We start from the raw sequence: 23,828 nt of genomic DNA on the forward strand, positions 1-23,828 counted from the left end.
CCTTATGTTTTGGCTATTGTTCGGCATTTTCCTATTGGCCTGCTTTGCGGCGGGTGCAACTGGCGGTTTGTTCCCGCCGGGGCCTTGGTATCGGAATTTAAACAAGCCTTCATGGACTCCGCCGGATTGGCTGTTTCCTGTCGCGTGGACCACGCTTTACCTGTGTATGTCTGCTGCAGGAGCGCGCGCTGCGATGAGTCCGGACAATGCTGTGGCAATGGCGCTTTGGTCATTGCAGATCGCGTTGAACGGTCTTTGGACCCCGGTTTTCTTTGGCTTGAAGCGGATCAAGTTGGGGATGTTTGTCTTGATCGCTCTGTGGATGTCTGTTGCGGCGACGATCTATGCACTTATCCAGGTTGATCTGATCGCGGGTTTGTTGTTCATGCCTTACTTGCTCTGGGTGACCATTGCTGGTGCGTTGAACCTGAGTGTATGGCGTTTGAACCCTGACGAAGCCAAGAAACGCGCCCCCGTCGTCAGTTAATTGAACGACCAGTTGCGGCGTCTTGGAACGCGGACCGCCAGCATTGGTTTGAGCAGTGGCGATCGGAAGCGGGTCAGGTCAAGCGCCTCGTGAACGCCAACAGTCTTTTCTCCGTTCAGCCGCGTTTCGACCATTGAGCGGGAATAGAACGGAGCGTCCAACATATTCATCACCTGACGTGGGCGAAAACCATAGTCGCCACGTGTTTCTCGTCGGACTGCCCAAAGCGAGCGTTTGAATTCAAGCTGTGGGGGGAGGTCAATTTCGGTCGCTGTCCCATCTGGGTCGAAATGAAAGCCCGACCCCAGTTCAGACCCATCGAGCCGTGTAGCATCATAAAAACAAGTGCTTCCGCCTGCTGCCGGATACCTTCCCCAGGTCCAGTAGGAAAAGTCATCCTCAAGCGCACGTGTTCCGAAGTTGGCGTCAAAGTAACCGTGACCGTCCCATTGCCAGCCGGGCGCTTCAAGATCGACGGAAATGTCCGAGACCGGGCCAAAGGGCCGCCAGACATGCGCGCCATCCTCGGTCAACGGCAGCTCGACCGATGTGATGGCGCTGGGCGTGACTTTGATCGTACCGCGCACGCGACTGACCAATGGTGGGCCGGAAATTTCATTGATGTCGATCACCAATTGGCCATTCACCCAGCGCATTGACGACGGACCAACAGTGAATGTGTCGGCGGTTTGGCGCAAAGCAGGTGTCCCACGGTCTGTCATGGTAAACCGGCCACCGGCGCCATAGGTCGCGACGTTGATGCAGACATGGTCTTCAGGGTTCTTGCGTCCGGACCAGCGATACCAAGGCGAAAAGACCGACCCTATGAATCCAATGACCGATACGGCACGTTTTCCGTCACCGCTGATCCCATCGACGTACCACCACGCGTAACCGTTTTCCGGGACCTTGAGATTGAAGTTCGGTCCGTCACAATCGCCGCGGCCGCGTGCCTGCCGGAGAGCGCCGCCATCGGGACGCCCGCCCCCGGATGCGTCCCGCCGCCCGCCAGGTAGAGACCCTTGATCTGCGTTCGCGCCGTCGGACGTTCCAAACCGGAAGTCATCCCGTGCGGGGTCTGCCCGTAAAGCGAACCGGCGCTGCCGGGGAAGAGCGCGTCGAAGCTCTTCGCCGTCGTCAGGGCGTCCGGTCCCGGTTCCGGTGAGAAGCTCAGACCAAAGCGGCGAAGAGTTGGGAACGTCCGTGTGTGACATATCTCGTAATCCTCGGGCTGGGCCGCGCGCTGGGTCAGCGGCGGTGTATTCATTATGATCTCGAAACGCTCTGTTTCGGGGTGTGGCGTGCCTTGCCCCCGATCTTCGGCGCAAAGGTACAATGTGGGATCGGACGGGATGAACCCGCGCTCGATCTCGGCGAATTCGTTTTTTGTGGGATCGCTGAAAAAGACGTTATGGTGCACCAAAGGCAGGTCTGATGGTTTTGCTGCAAAGCTCCAGACATTGGCGGAATGACTGCGCGCGCGTTTGGTGGTAATTGATGCAACAGGCTTTGTGGCCTCGCCCAGCAGACCCAGCGCAAGGGCTCGGGGATCTCCGTTGAAGACGATCTGGTCGGCATAGACCGTTTCGCCTGATGTGAGCGTAACGCCAGACACGCCGCCAAACGCGGTGTTGATCTTTTTCACGGTAGCGTTGGTGCGGATTGTGCCACCTTTGGCTTCGATCAAGGAGGCAATTGCTTTTGCAAGCGCACTCATTCCACCTTTGACGCACCATACGCCACGGGCTTCCGCCTCCCATATCAGCGCCAGCAGAGCGGGCGACCGATCCGGCGACCCTCCGACATAGGTTGCGTATCTGCCAAAAAGCTGACGCAGGCGTGGATCTGTGAAGGAGGTTGCGAGTAGTCGTTTGAGTGTCTGACCGACACCCATATCACGGATCAACGCAGGGTATTTCATCACATGTGTGGTGAGCCCCACGAGTGATGGTTCGGCATGTTGCATCATCGGATCGCTGAAGCCGTCAAACAGCCGCGCGGCGCGTTGGGCAAAGGCAAGAAATTCGGCCTTTGCCTTGGGTCCAGCAAAATCGCCAATTGCGTTGGCGCTTTTCTCGCGGTCTTGGAATAGATCGAGCGGATCGCTGTCAGGCCACCAATGGCGTGCAAGAGTGTCTTGTGGGATCAAGGTGACATGATCGGCGAGCGTTTCGCCCGCATCTTCGAACATCGACTCGAACACTTTGAGCATTGTTAGAACGGTTGGTCCGGCATCAACACCGTTTACCTGACGCATTTTCCCGCCGGGCACCGATTGACGTTCAAGGACAGTGACATCGAATCCGCGGTGCACAAGGGGCAGGGCGGTCGCCAACCCCCCGATGCCCGCACCAATCACGATGACGCGTCCAGAACTGTGTCGTGGCTTTTTCATCATCGAATTGTTGACTCGCATTTGCCAAGTGTCCAGTATGGTTTACACTAGTGTGTCAGATCAAGATGACAACACATTGTTTAGGAGCGTTCGATGGGACTTCATACCCGGATAAATTCTGCAGTTGAGGCAGCAATTCGCATCGGACAGGGTGGAACCCCACCTGCCAAGCTTTCGGAAGCGTTGCATTATGCCTGTACGCCGGGCGGCGCGCGTATCCGGCCAACGATCCTTATGTCTGTTGCGATGGCTTGCGGAGACGATTCGCCCAAGATGGCCGACGCCGCCGCTGCCGCGTTGGAATTGATCCATTGCGCGAGCCTTGTGCATGATGATCTGCCTTGCTTCGACAACGCAGATATTCGCCGCGGCAAATCGACTGTCCACCGGGCCTATTCCGAACCTTTGGCGGTGCTTACCGGCGATTCGTTGATTATTCTGGCATTTGAAATCCTTGCGCGTTCCGCAGAACACAATGCTGACCGGGCGATCAAACTCATTCGAGTTCTGACGCGGCAGTCAGGTATGCCGTTTGGGATTTGCGCTGGGCAGGGCTGGGAAAGTGAACCCAAGATCGACCTGTCCGCTTATCACAAATCCAAAACTGGTGCTTTGTTCATCGCCGCAACCCAGATGGGCGCCATTGCTGCCGGTCAGGACGAAGAGCCGTGGTTTGAACTTGGTGCTCGTATTGGAGAAGCGTTCCAAGTGGCTGACGACTTGCGCGATGCGCTTTATGATTGCGAAACGCTGGGCAAGCCGGTTGGTCAGGACGATCTCCATGGTCGCCCCAATGCGGTGACGGTTTTGGGTGTCGATGGCGCTCAATCGCGACTGCGGGATATTCTGAGCGGCGCGATTTCATCTATCCCCTCGTGCCCGGGAGAAGCGCAATTGGCTGAAATGGTCCGGATGCAGGCCGAGCGCCTGACACCCGTTCCCCAGGCCCGTTCCGTCAGAGTGGGATAGAATGACGCTTGCTTCAGACAGTCCGCACATTGGCCTTCCGTCAAAACCGGGTTTCCGCACACGCTTGATGCGTTTGATCGCTAGACCCGGTTTTCAACGGTGGGCCTCGGCGTTCCCCCTGACAAGGCGCACCGCTGCAAAGGATGGCGCAGAGCTGTTTGATTTGGTTCAGGGGTTCGTGAAATCTCAGGTGCTGTTTGCGCTTGTCGAGCTTCGGGTCATGCACCGCCTGATGGATGGGCCACTGTCTGCAGAGATGCTTGCCCAGACCTGCGGAATGCGCAGTGATCGCATGGAGCGCCTTATGATGGCTGCCTCTGCGATGAAACTCACGAAACGCGATCGCACCGGGCGCTATCGTCTTGCCCGGTTGGGTGCCGCGATGGTGGGGGTTCCCGGCCTGGATGACATGATCCGCCACCATTCTGCTTTCTATCGGGATTTGAACGACCCGGTCGCTCTGTTGCGCGACGAAGTTGACACCGAACTCTCTGCATTCTGGCCTTATGTCTTCGGCGCAGCACATGCGACTGACATGGACACGGCAAACCGATACTCAGATCTCATGGCCCGATCGCAGCAGATCGTGGCAGCAGATACCCTTTCCGTGGCCGACCTTAAACAGACGCGACATCTGCTGGATGTTGGCGGTGGTTACGGCGTGTTTGCCGAGTCGGCTGCCTTGAAACATCCAAATCTGCAAGCAACCGTCTTCGATCTGCCGGCAGTCGAAACACAAGCTGTGGCCTTGATGCAGAAGTCCAAGGCGCAGGATCGGTTGCGGTTTGTGCCCGGGTCATTCCGAGACGACGCCTTGCCGGAAAAGGCAGATACGATTTCGTTGATCCGCGTTCTTTATGATCACGAGGACCAGACGGTCGAAGCCTTGTTGTCCAAGGTTTTTGACAGTTTGCCCGAACGGGGAAGCCTGTTGATCTCAGAGCCAATGTCCGGTGGCGCAAAGCCCGAGATCGCGGGCGATGTCTATTTCAGTTTTTACTGCCTGGCGATGAATACAGGAACTGTCCGCAGTGCTGCGCGCATCGCTGAGATGTGCACGTCTGCAGGGTTTTATTCAGTGAAAACATATCCCGTGCGTCGTCCGTTTGTCACGACAACCTTGATGGCGAAGAAATCGTCCTGAAGGCGTGGATACTAAGTTTACAAGACAAAGTGTCTATTATAGTTGACAGATGAGTGTGTAAGAATAAACTGACACTACGAAGAGACATGCAAGAGATTCCGAGGTCGATTCTTTAGCTCTGAGACCACGAAACCGCAGGAGGTTGGGATGCAAACAAACGCCGTCGTGCTGAATGCACCAAAAACTCTTGCGCTGGAGACTGTTCAGCTCACTGATCCCGGACCTGACGATCTCGTCGTCGATATCGCGCATTCGGGAATATCGACTGGCACAGAAAAACTGTTCTGGACGGGTGACATGCCTCCTTTTCCCGGGATGGGGTATCCGTTGATCCCCGGCTACGAAGCCTCAGGTGAGGTTGTAGAGGCGGGTTCGAACACCGGTTACAAGGTCGGTGACCATGTCTTTGTTCCTGGCGCCAACTGCTATGATGGGATCTTCGGCCTGTTCGGTGGCGCCACCCGACGTCTGGTTACAGCGCAGGACCGCGTTACGCGCATTGACCCCGGTCTGGGAGCTCAGGGTGCGTTGCTTGCGCTCGCGGCGACCGCACGGCACGCCATGGCTGGGTTGGACAAAGCGGTTCCCGATCTGATTGTCGGTCATGGTGTTTTGGGTCGTCTGCTTGCCCGGTTGACCATTGCCGCTGGCGCGCCCGCGCCGACAGTTTGGGAAATCGACGCGGACCGCATGTCCGGCGCTGATGGCTACGAAGTTATTCACCCGGATACCGACGACCGCCGCAATTATCGCTCGATCTATGACGCGAGTGGCAACGGTGGCCTGTTGAACGATCTGGTTGGACGTATCGCCAAAGGTGGCGAAATCGTGTTGGCTGGCTTTTACACCCAACCGCTGCAATTCGCCTTCCCCCCTGCCTTCATGAAAGAGGCTCGGTTCCGTGTTGCCGCCGAATGGGCGCGTGATGATCTCGCCGCGACCCGCACGCTGGTCGAGAACGGCGCGCTCAGCCTCGACGGCCTAATCACACATCAAGCGGCAGCAACGGATGCGCCGACTGCCTATCGCAAGGCATTCGAAGATCCGACCTGCCTGAAAATGATTCTCAATTGGGAGACGCAGTAATGAAAGATGAAGTTCCAAACCTGAAGGACTTCGACCAGCGGCTGCGTGACGAGGCGAACGAAGAGCATACGCTCGAAGTGCCGCATGCAGAGCCAACGTCCAAGACCCAGATCATTGCGATCTACGGCAAAGGCGGGATCGGTAAATCCTTCACGCTGGCAAACCTAAGCCACATGATGGCCGAGCAAGGTAAGCGCGTTCTGCTGATCGGCTGTGACCCGAAATCTGACACGACCAGCTTGTTGTTTGGCGGCAAGGCCTGCCCGACGATCATCGAAACCTCGACCAAAAAGAAACTGGCTGGGGAAGAAGTGAAAATCGGCGACGTCTGCTTTAAGCGTGGCGGTGTCTTCGCGATGGAGCTTGGCGGCCCGGAAGTGGGTCGTGGCTGCGGTGGTCGCGGCATCATCCACGGGTTCGAGTTGCTTGAAAAGCTCGGCTTTCACGATTGGGATTTCGACTACGTCTTGCTCGACTTCCTGGGTGACGTGGTCTGTGGCGGCTTTGGTTTGCCGATCGCCCGCGACATGGCGCAGAAGGTGATCCTTGTTGCGTCAAACGATCTTCAGTCGCTTTACGTGGCGAACAACGTCTGTTCCGCCGTCGAATACTTCCGCCGTCTTGGTGGTAATGTGGGCGTGGCCGGTCTGGTCATCAACAAGGATGACGGCTCGGGCGAGGCACAGGCCTTTGCTGAAGCGGTCAAAATCCCGGTTCTGGCCTCGATCCCACAGGACGACGACCTTCGCAAGAAATCTGCAAACTACCAGATCGTTGGCACAGACCAGTCCCAATGGGGTGCGCTGTTTGCTGAGCTGGGCGTGAATGTGGGTGAGGCGCCGCCCGTGCGACCTGCGCCGCTGACGCAAGACGGTCTGCTCGAACTGTTCGATGGGTCTGAAACCGGCGCAGGCTACACGCTTGTACCGGCGACCGACTTGGACATGCGCGGCAAGAACGCTGCGCCGCAGGAATCCTTGGAAGTGATTTACGACGAAGCGTGACGGTTAGCCCCCGGAACGCCCTTGGGAACGAAAGAAGAAGAACACGTGACGAACGAAGCAACATACGACGAGACGGCAGAGGTTGAAGTGATCCGTGGTGAACCACGGATCGACGCCCCCGATGCGCCTGTGCTGGCGGATGGGCTTGGGTGTCACTCTGGTTCTGAGATGGAAAAGGCGGCGCGTCTTGCCGGCAATTCCGAGATGCTGGATCAGTTCGCCAAGGACTATCCGAAAGGTCCGCACGACCAACCGCAAAGCATGTGTCCCGCCTTTGGGTCGTTGCGCGTCGGGTTGCGGATGAAACGCGTGGCCACGGTTTTGTCCGGGTCGGCCTGCTGCGTTTATGGTTTGACGTTCGTGTCGCACTTCTACGGTGCGCGTCGGTCGGTCGGGTATGTTCCGTTCAATTCGGAAACGCTGGTGACCGGTAAGCTTTATGAAGACATCCGAGAAAGCGTGCACGAAATGGCTGATCCCGAGCGGTTCGATGCCATCGTCGTGACCAACCTGTGTGTGCCGACAGCGTCGGGCGTTCCGCTCCGCCTGCTTCCGAAAGAGATCAACGGTGTCCGTATCGTTGGAATCGACGTTCCTGGTTTTGGCATTCCAACCCATGCCGAGGCGAAAGATGTGCTTGCTGGCGCAATGCTCAATTATGCCCGGCAAGAGATCAAGGCAGGCCCGGTTCAAGCACCCGCTGGCGGCAAATCGGATCGACCGACCGTCGCGCTTTTGGGAGAGATGTTTCCTGCCGACCCGATGATGATTGGCGCTATGCTTGCCCCGATGGGTCTTGCTGCTGGTCCGGTTGTACCCTGCCGTGAATGGCGCGAGCTTTATGCCGCGTTGGATTGTGGTGTCGTTGCGGCGATTCATCCGTTCTACACTGCGGCGATCCGTGAATTCGAAGCGGCTGGCCGCAAGATCGTTGGCTCTGCCCCGGTAGGCCACGATGGCACAGCAGCTTGGTTGGCGGGCATCGGTGATGCCTACAACATTCCCGCTGGTCAAATTGCAGCTGCCCAAAACGCGTTCCTCCCGGCGATCAAAGGTGCGCTTGCTGCAACACCGATCAAAGGCACAATCACACTGTCGGGCTACGAAGGCTCTGAACTTCTCGTTGCGCGTCTGTTGGTCGAGAGCGGCGCTGATCTGCGCTACGTCGGCACGGCCTGCCCGCGCACGAAATGGTCCGAACCTGACCGCGAATGGTTGGAAAGCAAGGGCATCAAGGTCACCTATCGCGCGTCGCTTGAAGATGATTGTGCCGCGATGGAAGCGGTGAAGCCTGATCTGGCCATTGGCACGACGCCGGTTGTGCAAAAGGCCAAAGAGATGGGTATTCCCGGTCTCTACTACACCAATCTGATTTCCGCCCGCCCTTTGATGGGTCCGGCTGGAGCAGGCTCGCTTGCCGAAGTGATCAATGCCGCCATCGCGGGTAAGTCCCGTATGGACGACATGAAAGCCTTCTTTGAAGGTGTTGGAACAGGTGACACTGCTGGAGTTTGGGAGAAATCCCCGAACCTGCGACCCGACTACCGTGCGCAAAACCTCAAAAAGCTCGAACGCGCCGAAAAGGCCCGCGTCGCAGCGAATGGGGGTGTGAAATGCTGATCCAAGATCACGATCGCGCAGGTGGCTATTGGGGCGCTGTTTATGCCTTTACCGCCGTTAAAGGATTGCAGGTGGTTATCGACGGTCCGGTCGGCTGCGAAAACCTGCCAGTCACATCCGTACTTCACTACACAGATGCGCTTCCGCCGCACGAACTCCCTATCGTGGTTACTGGCCTCGGTGAGGAGGAGCTGGGTCGAGAGGGGACCGAGGGGGCGATGAAACGCGCCTGGGGTGTGCTCGATCCAGCTCTGCCGGCGGTTGTTGTTACAGGTTCCATTGCCGAAATGATCGGCGGTGGCGTGACTCCTATGGGCACAAACCTGCAACGGTTTCTGCCGCGCACCATTGATGAGGATCAGTGGGAAAGTGCGGATCGTGCAATGACGTGGATCTTTACCGAGTTCGGCATGACCAAGGGTCGGATGCCGCCGGAAAAGAAGCGCGAAGAGGGCGCCAAGCCGCGCGTGAACATTCTTGGCCCCATGTACGGCACGTTCAACATGCCTTCGGACCTCGCAGAAATCCGTCGACTGGTCGAAGGCATGGGGGCCGAGGTCAACATGGTGATGCCGCTGGGTGCTCATTTGGCCGAGATGCGGAATCTCGTGAACGCAGACGTGAATATCTGCATGTACCGCGAGTTTGGTCGCGGCCTGTGTGAGTGTCTGGGCAAGCCGTATCTGCAAGCACCGATCGGGATGGATTCGACCACGAAGTTCCTGCGCAAGCTGGGCGAAATGCTGGGCCTCGATCCGGAACCGTTCATCGAACAGGAAAAGCATTCGACGCTGAAGCCGATTTGGGATTTGTGGCGCTCTGTCACGCAGGATTTTTTTGCCACCGCATCCTTCGGGATCGTGGCGAACGAAACCTATGCCCGCGGAATCCGCAACTATCTTGAGGGCGACTTGGGTCTTCCATGCGCCTTTGCTGTCGCCCGTGTTGCCGGGTCAAAGACCAACAACGAAGAAGTGCGGTCGCTTGTGCACAACAAGAAGCCGCTCGTTCTGATGGGGTCGATCAACGAAAAGATGTACCTTGCCGAAATGAAGGCAGGGCATGGCCCGCAGCCAACATTCATGCCGGCCAGTTTCCCGGGGGCTGCGATCCGCAGGCATACCGGGACACCGATGATGGGCTACGCGGGCGCGACCTATCTGCTTCAGGAAGTCTGCAACGGTCTGTTCGATGCGCTCTTCCACATCCTGCCTTTGGGCAGCGAGATGGACAAAGCGGATTCGACACTGACACCGCTGCGCCGAGATTTCCCATGGGATGCCGATGCCCAGTCCGAACTGGACCGGATCGTATCGCAGCACCCCGTACTGACCCGAATTTCTGCCGCCAAGAACCTGCGCGACGCCGCAGAGGCCGCAGCACTCAAACAAGGCGCTGAACGTGTCGTCGTCGAGACGGTTCAAGCTCTTGCAAATTCCCAAGGAGGACCGACCACATGACGGATTTCACCTCTTCTGACACGCGCTCGCACAAGCACGGTCACACAAAACGCGGAACCGAGTTCCTGGTTTATTTCAGCATCATCTTCATCGTCGCGATCCCGTTCGCAACGGTGATCTGGATGCTCGAAGTATTCCAGAAACAGACGCTCAACATGCGTGGCCCACTGGCGCGCGCATGGTGTGAAGCGGATCGGATCACGCCCCTCATTTTCTCGGCCTGAACAAGGTCGAGAATCCAAGACTGGCCACCCGGCGGGGTGGACAGGACCTGCGGAGCTTTGGCTCCAAGGGACCCGGCCGCAGGGAGTGCGGCGTCAGCATAACATTCCGGAGGAAAGTTCATGGCTGATAATACCGACCTGTCATTCACAGGTCTTACTGACGAGCAGGCCCAGGAGCTGCATTCCGTCTACATGAGCGGCCTTTGGCTGTTCTCGGCGGTTGCAGTGGTTGCACACCTGGCAACCTTCATCTGGCGCCCCTGGTTCTAAGGAAGGATCAATATAATGGCAAAGTTCTACAAGATCTGGCTCATCTTTGATCCCCGTCGCGTGTTTGTCGCGCAGGGTGTCTTCCTCTTCCTGCTGGCTGCAATGATTCACCTCGTGGTGCTGTCCAACGGCATCAACTGGTTCGAAACCGCAGCAGCCGCTGGCATGTAAGCCAGTCAGCTCGGAAGAGCTAACAATATCGCTGCGGGCGGCAGACCATCGCCCCGCCCGCGGCAAAACCAAACTTAAACATGACGGCTGAGTCTCTTCGAGGGATGCGCCGGCAAACGCGGAGATAAAGAAGATGGCGCTGCTCAGCTTCGAAAAAAAGTACCGCGTCCGCGGAGGGACGCTGATCGGCGGCGATCTGTTCGACTTCTGGGTTGGGCCTTTCTACGTTGGCTTCTTCGGAGTCACGACCGCCTTTTTCGCTCTGCTTGGCACGATCCTCATTTTGTGGGGAGCGGCTGATCAAGGCACATTCAATCCATGGCTCATCAACATTGCGCCGCCCGACCTAAGCTACGGTCTGGGCATGGCCCCCCTGATGGAAGGCGGACTTTGGCAGATCATCACGATCTGCGCGGTTGGTGCCTTCAGCAGTTGGGCGCTCCGCGAAGTCGAAATATGCCGCAAGCTGGGTATCGGGTACCATGTTCCCTTTGCCTTCAGCGTTGCGATTTTCGCTTATGTGACGCTTGTTGTATTCCGCCCTCTTCTGATGGGCGCATGGGGCCACGGCTTTCCATACGGGATCTTCAGCCACCTCGATTGGGTGTCGAACACGGGCTATGCCTACCTGCACTTCCATTACAACCCGGCCCACATGCTTGCGGTGACGTTCTTCTTCACCACAACCCTGGCGCTCGCGTTGCATGGCGGTCTGATCCTGTCGGCAGCCAACCCTGAAAAGGGTGAAGAAATGCGAACCCCGGATCACGAAGACACGTTCTTCCGCGATTTCATCGGCTATTCGGTCGGCACTTTGGGTATCCACCGTGTTGGTCTTCTGTTGGCGCTGAATGCCGGGTTCTGGTCTGCGATCTGTATCATCATCTCTGGCCCCGTTTGGACAAAGGGCTGGCCTGAGTGGTGGAACTGGTGGCTCGAACTGCCCATCTGGGGCGCCAATGTGGGGATGTAATCATGGCTGAGTATCAAAACATTTTCACACAGGTCCAAGTTCAGGGGAAACCTGAATGGGGCATGGCAACCGAAAACGCCGAGTTCGAACGCACACGAAAAGCCGGCTTTTCCACCTTGATCGGTTGGATCGGTAACGCACAGCTTGGCCCTGTTTGGCTGGGTTGGACAGGGATGGTGTCGCTGGCGACAGGTATCCTTGCGCTGAACATCATCGGCCTGAACATGCTGGCGCAAGTTGGCTGGTCTGTCCCCGAGTTCATCCGGCAACTTTTCTGGCTTGCACTCGAGCCGCCAAGCCCAGAATACGGGTTGCGCATGCCACCGCTCAACGAAGGCGGTTGGTACATCATCGCAAGCTTCTTCTTGCTGATCTCGGTGATGAGCTGGTGGGCACGAACCTATCTGCTCGCAATGGAACACAAGATGGGAAAACACGTCTTCTGGGCGTTCGGTTCTGCCATCTGGTTGTTCCTTGTCCTAGGTCTCTTCCGTCCGATCCTGATGGGATCCTGGTCAGAAGCGGTGCCTTACGGGATCTTCCCGCACCTTGACTGGACCACGGCCTTCTCGATCCGCTACGGCAACCTCTACTACAATCCGTTCCACGCACTTTCGATCGTGTTCCTCTATGGCTCTGTCCTGCTCTTTGCGATGCACGGCGCGACCATTCTGGCGGTGACCCGTTACGGCGGTGACCGTGAATTGGAACAGATCGTCGACCGGGGTACTGCCACCGAACGTGCCGCTTTGTTCTGGCGCTGGACCATGGGCTTCAACGCCACGATGGAAGGTATTCACCGCTGGGCGTGGTGGTTCGCGGTCCTGACCCCGATCACCGGTGGCATTGGCATCCTTTTGACCGGCACCGTGGTGGACAACTGGTTCATCTGGGCACAGGAGCATCACTTCGCTCCGATGTATGACGGCTCTTACGGGTACGAAGCATACGGTTCCTATGAGACCTTTATTGGACAGGAGAACTGATCATGTTTCCCAAATGGTTCGATAAATGGAACAATGAGAACCCGACCAACATCTACGGTCCGGCCATTCTCATCGGAGTTGTGGGGACGGCTGTTACTGTAGCGGCATTCCTCGTGGTGGTTGGCCAGCCGTTCAAGACAGACAGTCTTCAGACCGGCCCACGCGGAACGGGGATGTCACGGCCAGAGTTCGTCTCTGATCTTGCCAAACCGGACCCGTCGATCGAGGTCATGTACACCGAAGCACCGTATGTGCCGGAAGGTGGCGAAGCGAAAGCGTCTGAGATCTATCAGAACGTTCAGGTTCTGGGCGATCTCACCGAGGACAATTTCAACCGCCTCATGTTGGCCATGACGGATTGGGTCGCGCCTGACCAGGGCTGTGCGTATTGCCACGGCGATGTCGAAATCGAAGAGTACGGCAACGATGACCTTTATACTAAGGTTGTTGCGCGCCGGATGATCCAGATGACCCAGAACATCAACGAAGGTTGGGATGGGCACGTCAACGTCAACAAGCAGGTCGGCGTCACATGCTATACCTGCCACCGTGGACAAAACGTGCCGTCCGACATCTGGTTCAAGATGGGTGCAGTCAACGAAGCAGCCGGCGGTTGGGCGGCGGTTCAGAACCGGGTGACGGTGCAAAGCCAGTACACGTCGCTTCCGTCTGATGCTTTGGAGACGTTCCTTCTGGATTACGGCCGCATCGGGGTTCACGATCTTGAAGCCCATGTTGCCGCCTATCCGACAGAGGAAGGCTACCCGACTTGGCAGGATACGGAACGCACGTTCAGCCTGATGAACTACGTGTCCAATTCCTTGGGTGTGAACTGCGTGTTCTGTCACAACAGCCGCGCGTTCTATGATCCCGAGCAGGTGACCCCGCAATGGGCGACCGAACAGTTGGGCATCGGCATGGTTCAGGAAATGAACAATGAATACCTTGTTCCGCTCGAGGATGTGTATCCGCCGGAACGCCTTGGTCCAGTCTTTGCCGACGCGCCGAAAGCCGCCTGCAAAACCTGCCACAAAGGTTACCAGCAACCGCTGCAAGGGACGAATGTCATCGCTGACTGGCCCGAGCTCGCGACAACAGGTGCGCCTGTTTACGAATGATGGGTTGGGGCGGTGCGCCGCCCCTGCCATCCGCCAGATCCGGTTTTGACAGGTTCCCAAAACGCAAAACTGGATACGGGGCTCAACACCCCGGTTCCCTTCCTGTTGGCTACAGGAACTGGCGTCACGTTTCTAGGCACCCCCTGGCAAACGTGACGCCTTCTTCCCTCTGTCCCCGAGGAGACTGCCAAATGACACATTCCCTTACCCCCAATCTTGATCGGGTCGCTGGACCTGCTGATCTGCGGAACATGGACGATGCGACGCTGACGAAAGTCGCGCACGAAGTCCGATCCGAAGTGATTTCCGCCGTTGCGCAAACGGGAGGGCATCTTGGATCGAGCCTTGGTGTGGTCGAATTGACTGTGGCAATCCACGCGGTTTTTAACACGCCAATGGACAAGTTGATCTGGGACGTGGGTCACCAGTGTTATCCGCACAAGATTCTGACGGGCCGTCGTGACCGCATGTCCACGCTGCGCCAAAAAGACGGTATCTCGGGATTCACCAAGCGCAGCGAGTCTGAATACGATCCGTTCGGTGCTGCGCACTCGTCGACCTCGATTTCCGCCGCTCTCGGTTTTGCTGTTGGCCGCGACATGGGTCGCCCGACCGGAGACGCGATTGCCGTGATCGGTGATGGGTCGATCAGCGCTGGAATGGCCTACGAGGCGATGAACAACGCGGGCCACGAAGGCCGCCGCCTGTTCGTCATTCTGAACGATAATGAAATGAGCATCGCGCCACCTGTCGGCGCAATGTCATCCTACCTGAGCCGGATGTACGCCAATGAGCCTTTGGCCAAGGTGAAATCGCTTGCTGAGGGGTTCGAGGCTGCGTTGCCTGCGCCAATGCGTGAAAGCGCAAAGCGCGCACGCCAGCTTGTCACCGGAAATTTGCAAGGGTCGGGAACGCTCTTTGAAGAGTTGGGTTTTGAATATATCGGCCCGATCAATGGTCATGACATGGGCCAGCTTTTGCCAGTGCTGCGCGCTGCGCGCGCGCGTGCGACGGGACCGGTTCTGATCCATTGCTGTACAGTCAAAGGCAAGGGCTATGCCCCGGCCGAGAACAGCGCAGACAAGTATCACGGCGTGTCGAAATTCGATGTGGAATCCGGCACCCAAGCCAAATCAAAACCCAATGCGCCCAGCTACACCAAGGTGTTTGGCGACGCGTTGACCGAAGAAGCGGCGCGCGATCCGAATATTGTCGGCGTCACTGCTGCCATGCCCGGCGGAACGGGGATCGACATTCTGGCCGACCGTTTCCCATCGCGCGTGTTCGACGTTGGGATTGCCGAACAGCACGCCGTTACATTTTCTGCGGCGATGGCCGCGTCCGGTCTCAAACCGTTTTGCGCGATCTATTCGACGTTCCTGCAACGGGGGTACGACCAGATCGTTCACGACGTTGCCTTGCAGAATCTGCCAGTGCGTTTTGCGATCGACCGTGCTGGATTGGTCGGTGCCGATGGCGCCACACATGCTGGGTCGTTTGACGTTGGGTACTTGGCAGCTTTGCCCAACATGACAGTGATGGCGGCGGCGGACGAAGCCGAGCTCAAGCACATGGTGGCAACCGCAGTTGCACATGACAGTGGACCTATCGCGTTCCGCTATCCGCGTGGGTCTGGCAACGGTGTCGAAATGCCGGAACGCGGAGAAGTGCTCGAGATCGGCAAAGGACGTGTCCTGCAAGAGGGCAGCGATGTCGCGTTCCTGAGCTTTGGCGCGCATCTGGCCGAGGTCGAGGCCGCCACCCGTTTGCTCGAGAAGGACGGTCTGAGTGTGACCATTGCGGACGCGCGTTTCGCCAAGCCGTTGGATGTTGATCTGATCCTTAAGCTGGCAAGAACGCACGAGGCGCTGATCACGATAGAACAGGGGTCGCGCGGCGGTTTTGGTGCGATGGTCTTGCACGAACTGGCGGACCGTGGTGCGCTTGATCGGGGTCTGAAGATCCGCACTATGACTTTGCCGGATCGGTTCATCGATCAAGCGTCGCCAGACGAAATGTATCACGATGCGGGTATGACCCGCTTTGACCTCTACAAAATGGCGGTCTCGTTGACGTCGAAAGATGGAAAGGTCGTGCCACTCACCAAAGGGGCGTGAGTGTCAGACCCAATCCAAAGCGTCATCAACAAGGCCGGTCATGCTAATCGTGAATTCGGACCCTTGGGCGGTATCCACCAAGGCTGAATGATCGTCGATAAGCTCTTTCGCCTCAACGACCGAAGCGATGGTGCCGTCGAATGTTTGCATGACGGTGTTGGCAACGCTCACGTTGTTCAGGCCGTTCACGACCGCATAGTACGCGCCAATCTCCGCCTTGGTTTCGAGGTATTGTGCGTCCGCCGCACTTCCGGTGGCAGCTTTGGCACCATCGATCATCGCAAGGATGAATTCTGATCGTTCCCTTACACCGCTATCAAGGATGTTGGTCCAATAGTCGAACCCATCTGCATCTGGCGCGCGACCCAAAATGTTCGAGTAGACGGCGGTCACGAAGTCGCCTGTGCTGCTAGAGCCTCCATAAAGCGCTTGAGTTTCCGGCTGATCAAAGAACTCACGCGCGATGTCGTTCATCGCCATGCCATCGGCAAGCGCTGATCCCCAGAACAACAGGCCCGTCGAATCCGGTGCACGGTTGAAATACGCGACGTAGAGCTCGCAGAACGCCAGCATGTCCGCATCGGTCAGCGTGCTGACGTTGGTGAAACGACTGAGTTCGAAAGGTGTACCGTCGAATTCGAGGATCTCGATACTGTTGAGCGTGTCGGTGCCGTCGCCACCACTGCGATCTTCAATAACGATTGTGCCGTTGCTGACTGTCAGGCCATAGTTGGACATGTCGGCCATGTAGATAGCCGTATCCGTTCCGCCTTCACCCGACAGGATGTCATTGCCGCCAGAGCCTGTGATGCGATCATCTTGGTCTGTACCGATCAGGTTTTCGGCAGTTGCAGTACCCACCAGCACGCCGGGGGCGTCTGGCTGCGGTTCAGTGCTTAGCGGAGCGGGCATGGACTGTTCGATCACATCCGGTGTGGTCTGACCTCCGGTCATCGCAAAATTCTGCGTGACCATCACCGAATAGTACGTACCCGAGTCATATGTATACGCTCCGGTCTGAATGCCGATTCCGACGACTTCAAGCTCGGGCATGAGAATATTCTCGCGGTGGCCCGGGCTATTCATAAGGGCGACGTGAAGATCATACACGTCGTCAAACAGGCCTTCGGCTCCCCGCTCGCTCTGGGCGGCGATGTTCTCGGCAGTTCGCCATGATCCAGACAGATCAAAGCCTTCCGCCGTCATACGTTGAGTCGGCGTGGATCCAGCCACGCCGGTGTGACTGAAGACATTGTTTTCAAGCATCCACAAGGAATGCGCATCAGCGGACGCGTTCAAGACCTGATCGAGAACAAGAGCGTCCAAGCCACGGCTTGTGCGTTCCTCGTTCACGAGATCCAACATGTACCGCTCCAGATCACTGGCGGTGGCAGCAGACATCTCAAACTCCCCAGTTCGAGCCCCAAGTAGATGTCTAAGGAGCGACTAGGGCAAGAAACAGGAGCGAATGTGTCTAAAATTTGCTATTTTATGCTGGGTTCACGCAGGAATTCGCCATCTCTCCGAAGATTTGTGGCGCGTATGTGTCAAGATAGATGCGTAACCAGGGGGTAAAGCGACTGGGTTCCTTAACCACGTCCTGCACCAAATCGCCATAACGCACCCATCGAGTCGCCATGACTTCGTCGGGATTGAGCGCAAGGTCCAGTGAACCGTCAACTTCGGCAACAAAGATGTCTACCACTTCATGCTCGATAAGACCGCCACCTACATCGGCGCGGTATTCGACGCGGTCGCGATATTCCAGAGCGAGCCCGGTAATGCCAAGCTCCTCTTTCAAACGCCGGTTGGCGCAATCAAGGCTGCTTTCCTTCCAGTTTGGATGGGTGCAGCACGTATTCGCCCACATGCCCGGCGTGTGGTATTTCCCCATTGCCCGGCGCTGAATCAGGATCTCGTCCCCGCGCAGAACGAACACCGAAATCGCTTTGTGTTTGAGGCCCCGAACATGGGCATCCAGCTTTTCAACGGGTTCCAGTGTGTCGCCACACCATGCGGGGATAAGAGTCTGGGTCATACATGCGTCTCCCGCACCAGCCCCAACAAATGACGTGCGTTCTTGAAGCCGATCTTCAGATGCGCAAGGGGCCGTGCCTTCACGAGCTTTTTGTTCATATACGCTTCAAAGGTCAGCTTTTGAACATCGACATCGTGACACAGGGACACGAACCGTTCGCGGCGCGAGTCACTTTTGTAATAGGCGTCCTGCATTTGGCCAAGAACACGGAACACCGTCTTGTGTTCTTTCATGAACAAACGGCGGGCCAGCGCCAGGTCGGTGATCCTGCCAGATTTCAACGTGGCGGCGCAGGCTGTTGCGGCAACCCGTCCACAGACCATCGCATAATAGATACCCTCACCACTGGACGGTGCCACAACGCCAGCCGCATCACCGGCCAAGACCACATCGCGCGCATTGTCCCAGAACCGCAATGGCTTGAGAGGGATCGGCGCGCCTTCCTTGCGCAGGGTTTCGCAATCGGCCAGACCCGAGGCTTGGCGCAGGGCAGCTGTGGCCTCTTTCAGGTTTACGCTTTGTATATAGGTGCCCATGCCGACCGATGTGGTGCCGCCATGTGGAAAGACCCAACCGTAGAAATCCGGGCTGATTGCACCGTCATAGATCACGTCGCAGCGCATCGGATCGTAGAGGTCGTTCTTTTCGGGCGCGGCGATGATCTCGTGATAGGCAAAGACCAGCGGAACCTTGTCGCCACCGGGGATTTCGTCACGGGCCACGCGGGAATTGGCGCCATCCGCGCCGATGATCAGCCGGGTTTCAAGCTGACGCTCTTCGCCGGTTTCCTTGTCACGGTAGACCACCCAGCGTTTTTTGGCCTTCTTGTCGCGATCGATCCGTACGAATGTCCCCGTGAACCGTACGGCACCGGCAGCTTCGGCACGGGCGCGGAGGAACGGGTCAAAATCCTTGCGGTCGACCATGCCGACGAAACCGTTTTCAATCGGGATATCCACATGCCGCCCGGTGGGTGAAATCATCCGAGCGGTATTCACTTTGGCAACCAGTTGGTCTTCAGCAATGTCAAAGTCCTGCATCAGGCGTGGAGGAATTGCCCCGCCGCAGGGTTTGATCCGGCCTTCACGATCCAACAGTGCAACCCGGTGCCCGGAGCGTGCCAAATCCTCGGCAGCGGTTGCACCGGATGGGCCACCGCCCACAACAACAACATCATACATGGTCACTCTCCTGCGATCAGTTCGGCTTGTGCAGGGCTGCCCTCCATGATGCGCAACGCCATGACGGCAGCGCACAGGAACAACCCGGCTTCAAATACAAAGACGGCCCCAAAGGCGGGCGCGTCGGTGGTCATAGTCCGCATCACGTCAGCAGCACCAGCGCCGGTCAGACCGCCAAAGCCTGCGGCGATCGCTTGTGCTGCGCCCCAAAGGCCCATGCGCGTGCCTTCGCGTTTTTCCCGGCCTTCACCAGCCAGTGCCATCATCGACCCAATGGCAGCGACCGCGAAGGCGCCATTGAAAAAGCCCAAGGCAAAGACAGCTGGCAGCAAAGTATCGGGCAGGGCATAGCCGCCCAGAATGGCAATCACACACAGGCTGGCCGCTGATCCAAGGCAGCCTCCAATCACCCAGTTGCGTAAGCAACCAAAGCGCAGAGCCGTTGCAGCGATGCCAACGGTTAACATGCCAAGGAAAACGCCGCCGTTCTGGATGCCGGACAATGTGGTGCTTTCACCAGGAGTGAAGCCAAACACAAGACCTGCATAGGGCTCCAAGATCAGCTCTTGCATGAAATAGGCGGTCATCGACAGGAAGACGAAGATCGTGAACATTCTTGCCTTGGGTTCGGCCCATACCTCGGCCAAGCCTTCACGGAAAGGAACGGGGTCAGGCTCGGGCGCGGCCTCGACGCCACGTTCGATGTGCCAAGTTGCAAGCACAGTGATCGCCAGAGCTGTCAACGCGACTCCGATCACGACTTCGATCAGAACTGCGGGTGTGTATGGATCAAGCAATTGGCCGACCACGCCGGCGGTCATCGCGATGCCGAAGATCATCATCAGCCATGTGATTGTCGCCGCAGCGGCCCTGCGGTGCGGCGCGGTTGCCGTCGCGAGCAGTGCGAGAACAGACGTGCCCGCAGCCCCGGCCCCAAGGCCGATCAGCGCGTACGCAAGAATCGACATCGCCAGTCCCACGGAATAGCTGTTCGCCATTTCGACAACACCCAGCGCGGCCAAGACACCACCCGCAGCAAGGATAACCATCCCACGCAAGATCCAGCGGGTGCGATTGCCGCCTTTGTCAGAAAGGAAACCCCAGTTGGGTCGCGTGATTTGGATGCCATAATGAAGGCCAACCAACATGCCTGGCAGAACTGCGGGTAACGCCAGTTCGACGACCATCAACCTGTTCAGCGTGGAAGTCGTCAACACAACGATGGCGCCGAGCGCCATTTGCACCAAGCCAAGTCGGACGATTGCGAGCCAGCCCAAGGTCATCAGATGACTCCTACAGCGCGTAGGGCAAAGGCCGAAACCATCATGCCCGACACATACATCAAAACTCCGGTCGCATTGTACCAAGGGGCTTTTGCCTTTGGGTCCTTGAGCATAACGGACATGGCCCAGATCTGCCCAAGAACCAGCGCAAGCACGATCGACGCGTGTGTTGACTGCCCCCATTTGGCCAGCGCAAGAATGACGAAGACCTGCGGAACAAGCATTACGATACAGGCAACCTTGGCTGCTTTTTCTGGGCCGAGCGTCACAGGCAGGGAGTTCACCCCCATTTGCGCATCACCTTCTAACGCCTTGAAGTCGTTAAGCGTCATGATCCCGTGCGCGCCGATCCCATAGAGTAGCGCGATCAGGATGATTGGTCCTGAGGGGAGCGTCTGACTGAGAACTGCAGCTCCGGAGAACCACGGCAATGATTCATAGGACAAGCCAACCAATCCAGGTCCGAACCAGCCCGACCGTTTCAGTCGGATCGGTTCGACCGAATAGGCCCATGCCGCTATCACTCCGACAACCGTTGCGATAAATCCCCAGGTGCCCAAAGTCGCGCCCAAGGCCAACGAAAGCGCCGACATCGCAAGTGCGATCCATAACCCCCATCGTCCCGGGATACGACCGGACGGAATCGGCCGGTTTGGTTCATTGATTGCATCAACGTGGCGGTCGCACCAATCGTTGGCGGCCTGACTCATTCCGCAGACCACGGGACCGGCTAGGATCACTCCAACGATCAAAAGGCCAAGATGTTCGGTTATGGCCACACCCGAGGCCACGGCCCCGCACGCATAGGCCCACATCGGCGGGAACCATGTGACGGGTTTGATCAGCTCCAGCATTGCCGAAGGGGCAGGGTAGCGATCTTGGTGTAAACTTACGCTGACAGTCATGTGTCAACTAGACACGACAATTCGATTCACATCAAGCGAAACAGAACGATCATAGTTGGATTTGAACAGGGCGAAATGACGCTATTCGCGCCTCATTCGCCATCGCCGTCCTTATTGAGCAAGCCATACTTGCGCAGCTTTACATAAAGGCTCTGCCGCGACAGACCCAACATCTCGGCCGCTGCAACGCGGTTATTGCGAGTTAGGCTAACGGCCGTTTCGATACACATCTTTTCGACCACATCCGTTGTCTCGGACACGATTTCCTTGAGCGTCGCAGATCCAACAAGCTCCATCACGTTGCGGCTTGATTCTTCGGACGTTTGCAGTGGCGCTTTGCGCATTGCGTCGACGCGGCTGATATCCCGGATGATGAAGCCTAAAGTTGGCTCGTTCCGATCCTCGAAGAAGGTAACGGACATTTCGACCGGCGTTTTTGCCCCGAAATCGTTCAAGAGCTTGGTCGAATACATCCGCATCTGACCAGTGCGCCGCGCATTTTCGATCAGCACGCTCATGTCGATCTGACCCCGACCAAGGAAGTCTGCCAAACTGCGACCACGTACATCAACGGCATGTGCGGCATCTACAAGATCGAGGAACGCGTCGTTGCACGCCTCGATGGCGCCGGTGGCTGACGTAAACACGAATGCGTCCGCGCCTTTTTCGAACACTGCCGAAAGATTGGAAGACAAGTTGTCGAACCGGGCGTGGGCCTCGTCTGCGGTGGACAGGCGGCAGATCAGAATACGCTCGCCCGCGGCACGGAACACCTGCGGCGTGACCATGATCCGCTGACGTCCCCGGCGAGACTGGACTTCAAGACCCGAATTGCTTTCCGAAATGGAGGCGTTGATCAACGCTTCAGTAAACTCTTCCGGTCGCTTGTCGCGGAATTCCTGTGCAAACGAAGCGCCGATCAGGTCATCCCGGCTGGACTGCAAAAGCGACGCTGCCGGATCGTTCAGATCCTTGATCTTCCCGTCATTGACTGACACGAACACAACTGCATCCCGGACCGTCCGGAGGAGCAACCGATACCGCGCATCGAATTCGCGACGCGCCTCATACCCTTGTTCCAAAGACATCTGCGCCTGAACAAGCTGCTGTTGCGTTTCGGCAATCGATCGCAAGTCACGACCAAGCATGAGGAAAGAGCCGTCAGATCCAAACGGATGAAAACTATACCGGACGGGGAATTCCCAAACGGCATTGTCTGTGTGGTTCAACTCAACAGAGCGCGACGGCGTTTCGCCCTTTTCCATCAGCTCCATGACGGCTTCGATCTTGGAACGGCTTTCGCGAGTCAGAAAATCCATCAGTGGACGCCCCTCCCAATGGCTCAACTTGCCAAAGGAGGTTTCATTCGGGTTGATCAAGACAGACAGGATTTTTCCGTTGTGTGAAACCACAAGCGCAATATCGGACGCAACTGTGATGATACTCGACAGAACTTCTGCGTCGATAAGTGGTACGGAGCCGCTGCTCCAAAAACTGGACCCACTTGTGTTCATTACCGCGTCAAAGACCTGCTTCTGGACTTGTTCTTTTCGCACAGCTTCAGTGCAACCTTCACATCGTTTGTCACCAGATCGACATCGGTCTTCTCTTTGACGCCATCCGCGAGGTTCAGAACAATGCCTCCCAGAACGAGAGGCGGTGGAGCCAAGACACTGGTTCTAATGCGTTTAACCAACTTTGCGATTGATGCAAGCGCGTCGGGACGTGAGCCCGAAAACAGAACCATATCGTAACTTTCGTCCGACAGCGCTTTGACGATCGTTTCGTCACGAGCGCCGAACAGAATTCTAACAGACGCCCCGGCGCGCCGCATCTGGGCCGTCGCAACGTGTGGCCCAAGGGTGTGACTGTCATTGCCCTGCAGCAACAAAAGTACATTCACGCCATTAGCGATCTCTGAGGGCTTGGCCGCCCATGGTGGCGCCAGAAGTGTGAGCAACCCTTGCAGTCGTGCGGTCGCGATTGTCACCTTTGCAAAACCGATAACATCGGCAGACCACATCCTGCCCAGCTCGCGGGCGGCTTGCGGAATATAGATGTCGACAATCTGGTCAGCGCTGATGCGGCGATCCTTCAGATCTTCGAGCAGGGCCTCGGAGTTGAATGCACTGGTCTGGAGGGCGACATCGACAAGTTTCTGCACGACGCTGCTGCGGATCGTCTGGGCACCTTCTTCTCCCTTGTCGCTCAGCACAGAGAGTACAGTCGATGCCAAGGCCGAGATATCGAGCCGACTGTCCTCCGAGGACGTGCGATCGTCGGTATGGTCGTTTGCCATTGTCAAACCCTCGTAACCGATAATGCGCAACACATGTCAGGCATATCAGACAGCAACAGTCTCTGATTCTTACTCTAGAATGTCAAAGATAATTGACA

23 protein-coding genes are annotated in these 23,828 nt (G+C 57.2%); 14 read left to right on the plus strand and 9 right to left on the minus strand.

All coding sequences use genetic code 11. From position 1 onward, the window contains the following. Positions 1-4 precede the first annotated feature (4 nt). Positions 5-487, plus strand: coding sequence for a tryptophan-rich sensory protein TspO (gene tspO, locus ACK3EW_RS19095; RefSeq protein ID WP_439119858.1), 483 nt, complete (start codon positions 5-7; stop codon positions 485-487). Here tspO and crtC read toward each other — a convergent pair. Together crtC and crtD are read right to left on the minus strand one after the other, a co-directional pair. Further along, positions 484-1,356, minus strand: coding sequence for a carotenoid 1,2-hydratase (crtC, locus tag ACK3EW_RS19100; RefSeq protein WP_493809761.1), 873 nt, complete (start codon positions 1,354-1,356; stop codon positions 484-486). The two genes, tspO and crtC, sit on opposite strands and share 4 nt — an antisense overlap. Then, the gene (gene crtD / locus ACK3EW_RS19105; protein ID WP_493807419.1) at positions 1,311-2,903 is read right to left on the minus strand and encodes a 1-hydroxycarotenoid 3,4-desaturase CrtD; all 1,593 of its coding nucleotides are present in this window, start codon (positions 2,901-2,903) and stop codon (positions 1,311-1,313) included. Before crtD ends, crtC begins: the two co-directional genes overlap by 46 nt. Positions 2,904-2,975: 72 nt before the next feature. On the opposite strand from crtD, the gene ACK3EW_RS19110 reads away from it, so the two are divergent. The 13 genes from ACK3EW_RS19110 to dxs all read left to right on the plus strand — a co-directional run bounded on the left by ACK3EW_RS19110 (position 2,976) and on the right by dxs (position 16,024). Then, on the plus strand, positions 2,976-3,851 hold the full coding sequence (locus ACK3EW_RS19110) for a polyprenyl synthetase family protein (protein WP_493807420.1): 876 nt from the start codon (positions 2,976-2,978) through the stop codon (positions 3,849-3,851). A 67-nt stretch (positions 3,852-3,918) separates the two neighbouring features. Next, complete coding sequence (locus ACK3EW_RS19115; RefSeq protein WP_493807421.1) at positions 3,919-4,995, plus strand: methyltransferase; 1,077 nt, start codon at positions 3,919-3,921, stop codon at positions 4,993-4,995. Positions 4,996-5,142: 147 nt separating this feature from the next. Then, a complete protein-coding gene (gene bchC, locus ACK3EW_RS19120) occupies positions 5,143-6,081 on the plus strand; it encodes a chlorophyll synthesis pathway protein BchC (protein ID WP_493807422.1) in 939 nt (312 codons plus the stop codon). Continuing rightward, positions 6,081-7,085 (plus strand): chlorophyllide a reductase iron protein subunit X, encoded by a 1,005-nt coding sequence (locus tag ACK3EW_RS19125; protein WP_085627479.1) that lies wholly within the window; start codon positions 6,081-6,083, stop codon positions 7,083-7,085. The genes bchC and ACK3EW_RS19125 overlap by 1 nt, the downstream gene beginning before the upstream one ends. Before the next feature lie 45 nt (positions 7,086-7,130). Next, positions 7,131-8,705, plus strand: a complete 1,575-nt coding sequence (bchY, locus tag ACK3EW_RS19130) for a chlorophyllide a reductase subunit Y (RefSeq protein WP_493807423.1) — start codon at positions 7,131-7,133, stop codon at positions 8,703-8,705. Continuing rightward, on the plus strand, positions 8,699-10,165 hold the full coding sequence (gene bchZ / locus ACK3EW_RS19135) for a chlorophyllide a reductase subunit Z (protein ID WP_493807424.1): 1,467 nt from the start codon (positions 8,699-8,701) through the stop codon (positions 10,163-10,165). The genes bchY and bchZ overlap by 7 nt, the downstream gene beginning before the upstream one ends. After that, positions 10,162-10,389 (plus strand): cytochrome PufQ, encoded by a 228-nt coding sequence (gene pufQ, locus ACK3EW_RS19140; RefSeq protein WP_439119852.1) that lies wholly within the window; start codon positions 10,162-10,164, stop codon positions 10,387-10,389. The genes bchZ and pufQ overlap by 4 nt, the downstream gene beginning before the upstream one ends. A 120-nt stretch (positions 10,390-10,509) precedes the next feature. Continuing rightward, a complete protein-coding gene (gene pufB, locus ACK3EW_RS19145; RefSeq protein WP_072778079.1) occupies positions 10,510-10,659 on the plus strand; it encodes a light-harvesting antenna LH1, beta subunit in 150 nt (49 codons plus the stop codon). Positions 10,660-10,674: 15 nt separating this feature from the next. Beyond that, on the plus strand, positions 10,675-10,830 hold the full coding sequence (gene pufA, locus ACK3EW_RS19150) for a light-harvesting antenna LH1, alpha subunit (protein WP_085627475.1): 156 nt from the start codon (positions 10,675-10,677) through the stop codon (positions 10,828-10,830). 133 nt (positions 10,831-10,963) lie between these two features. Beyond that, positions 10,964-11,803 carry a photosynthetic reaction center subunit L gene (gene pufL, locus ACK3EW_RS19155; RefSeq protein WP_085627474.1) on the plus strand — a complete coding sequence of 280 codons (840 nt, stop codon included), beginning with the start codon at positions 10,964-10,966 and terminating at the stop codon, positions 11,801-11,803. A 2-nt stretch (positions 11,804-11,805) separates the two neighbouring features. Continuing rightward, positions 11,806-12,789, plus strand: a complete 984-nt coding sequence (gene pufM, locus ACK3EW_RS19160) for a photosynthetic reaction center subunit M (RefSeq protein WP_085627473.1) — start codon at positions 11,806-11,808, stop codon at positions 12,787-12,789. 2 nt (positions 12,790-12,791) lie between these two features. Then, positions 12,792-13,907, plus strand: a complete 1,116-nt coding sequence (gene pufC / locus ACK3EW_RS19165) for a photosynthetic reaction center cytochrome PufC (protein WP_493807425.1) — start codon at positions 12,792-12,794, stop codon at positions 13,905-13,907. A 191-nt stretch (positions 13,908-14,098) separates the two neighbouring features. Then, positions 14,099-16,024, plus strand: coding sequence for a 1-deoxy-D-xylulose-5-phosphate synthase (gene dxs, locus ACK3EW_RS19170; protein ID WP_493807426.1), 1,926 nt, complete (start codon positions 14,099-14,101; stop codon positions 16,022-16,024). Between the two features lie 3 nt (positions 16,025-16,027). Here the strand turns inward: dxs and ACK3EW_RS19175 are convergent, their stop codons facing one another. The 7 genes from ACK3EW_RS19175 to ACK3EW_RS19205 form a co-directional block, all read right to left on the minus strand. Further along, positions 16,028-17,425, minus strand: a complete 1,398-nt coding sequence (locus ACK3EW_RS19175) for a DUF4214 domain-containing protein (RefSeq protein ID WP_493807427.1) — start codon at positions 17,423-17,425, stop codon at positions 16,028-16,030. Between the two features lie 88 nt (positions 17,426-17,513). Further along, entirely contained in the window at positions 17,514-18,062 is a 549-nt protein-coding gene (idi, locus tag ACK3EW_RS19180; protein WP_493807428.1) for an isopentenyl-diphosphate Delta-isomerase, read from the minus strand. After that, positions 18,059-19,243, minus strand: coding sequence for a geranylgeranyl diphosphate reductase (locus ACK3EW_RS19185; protein ID WP_493807429.1), 1,185 nt, complete (start codon positions 19,241-19,243; stop codon positions 18,059-18,061). The genes idi and ACK3EW_RS19185 overlap by 4 nt, the downstream gene beginning before the upstream one ends. Before the next feature lie 2 nt (positions 19,244-19,245). Continuing rightward, positions 19,246-20,526 (minus strand): BCD family MFS transporter, encoded by a 1,281-nt coding sequence (locus ACK3EW_RS19190; RefSeq protein WP_493807430.1) that lies wholly within the window; start codon positions 20,524-20,526, stop codon positions 19,246-19,248. Beyond that, positions 20,526-21,431: a chlorophyll synthase ChlG gene (gene chlG / locus ACK3EW_RS19195; protein WP_493807431.1), complete on the minus strand. Its 906-nt coding sequence runs from the start codon at positions 21,429-21,431 to the stop codon at positions 20,526-20,528. The genes ACK3EW_RS19190 and chlG overlap by 1 nt, the downstream gene beginning before the upstream one ends. Positions 21,432-21,523: 92 nt before the next feature. Further along, positions 21,524-22,945: a transcriptional regulator PpsR gene (ppsR, locus tag ACK3EW_RS19200; RefSeq protein WP_493807432.1), complete on the minus strand. Its 1,422-nt coding sequence runs from the start codon at positions 22,943-22,945 to the stop codon at positions 21,524-21,526. Beyond that, positions 22,945-23,730: a cobalamin B12-binding domain-containing protein gene (locus ACK3EW_RS19205; RefSeq protein WP_493807433.1), complete on the minus strand. Its 786-nt coding sequence runs from the start codon at positions 23,728-23,730 to the stop codon at positions 22,945-22,947. The genes ppsR and ACK3EW_RS19205 overlap by 1 nt, the downstream gene beginning before the upstream one ends. Between the last annotated feature and the right edge of the window lie 98 nt (positions 23,731-23,828).

It is taken from the genome of Marivita sp. NO-S04 (assembly GCF_059070475.1).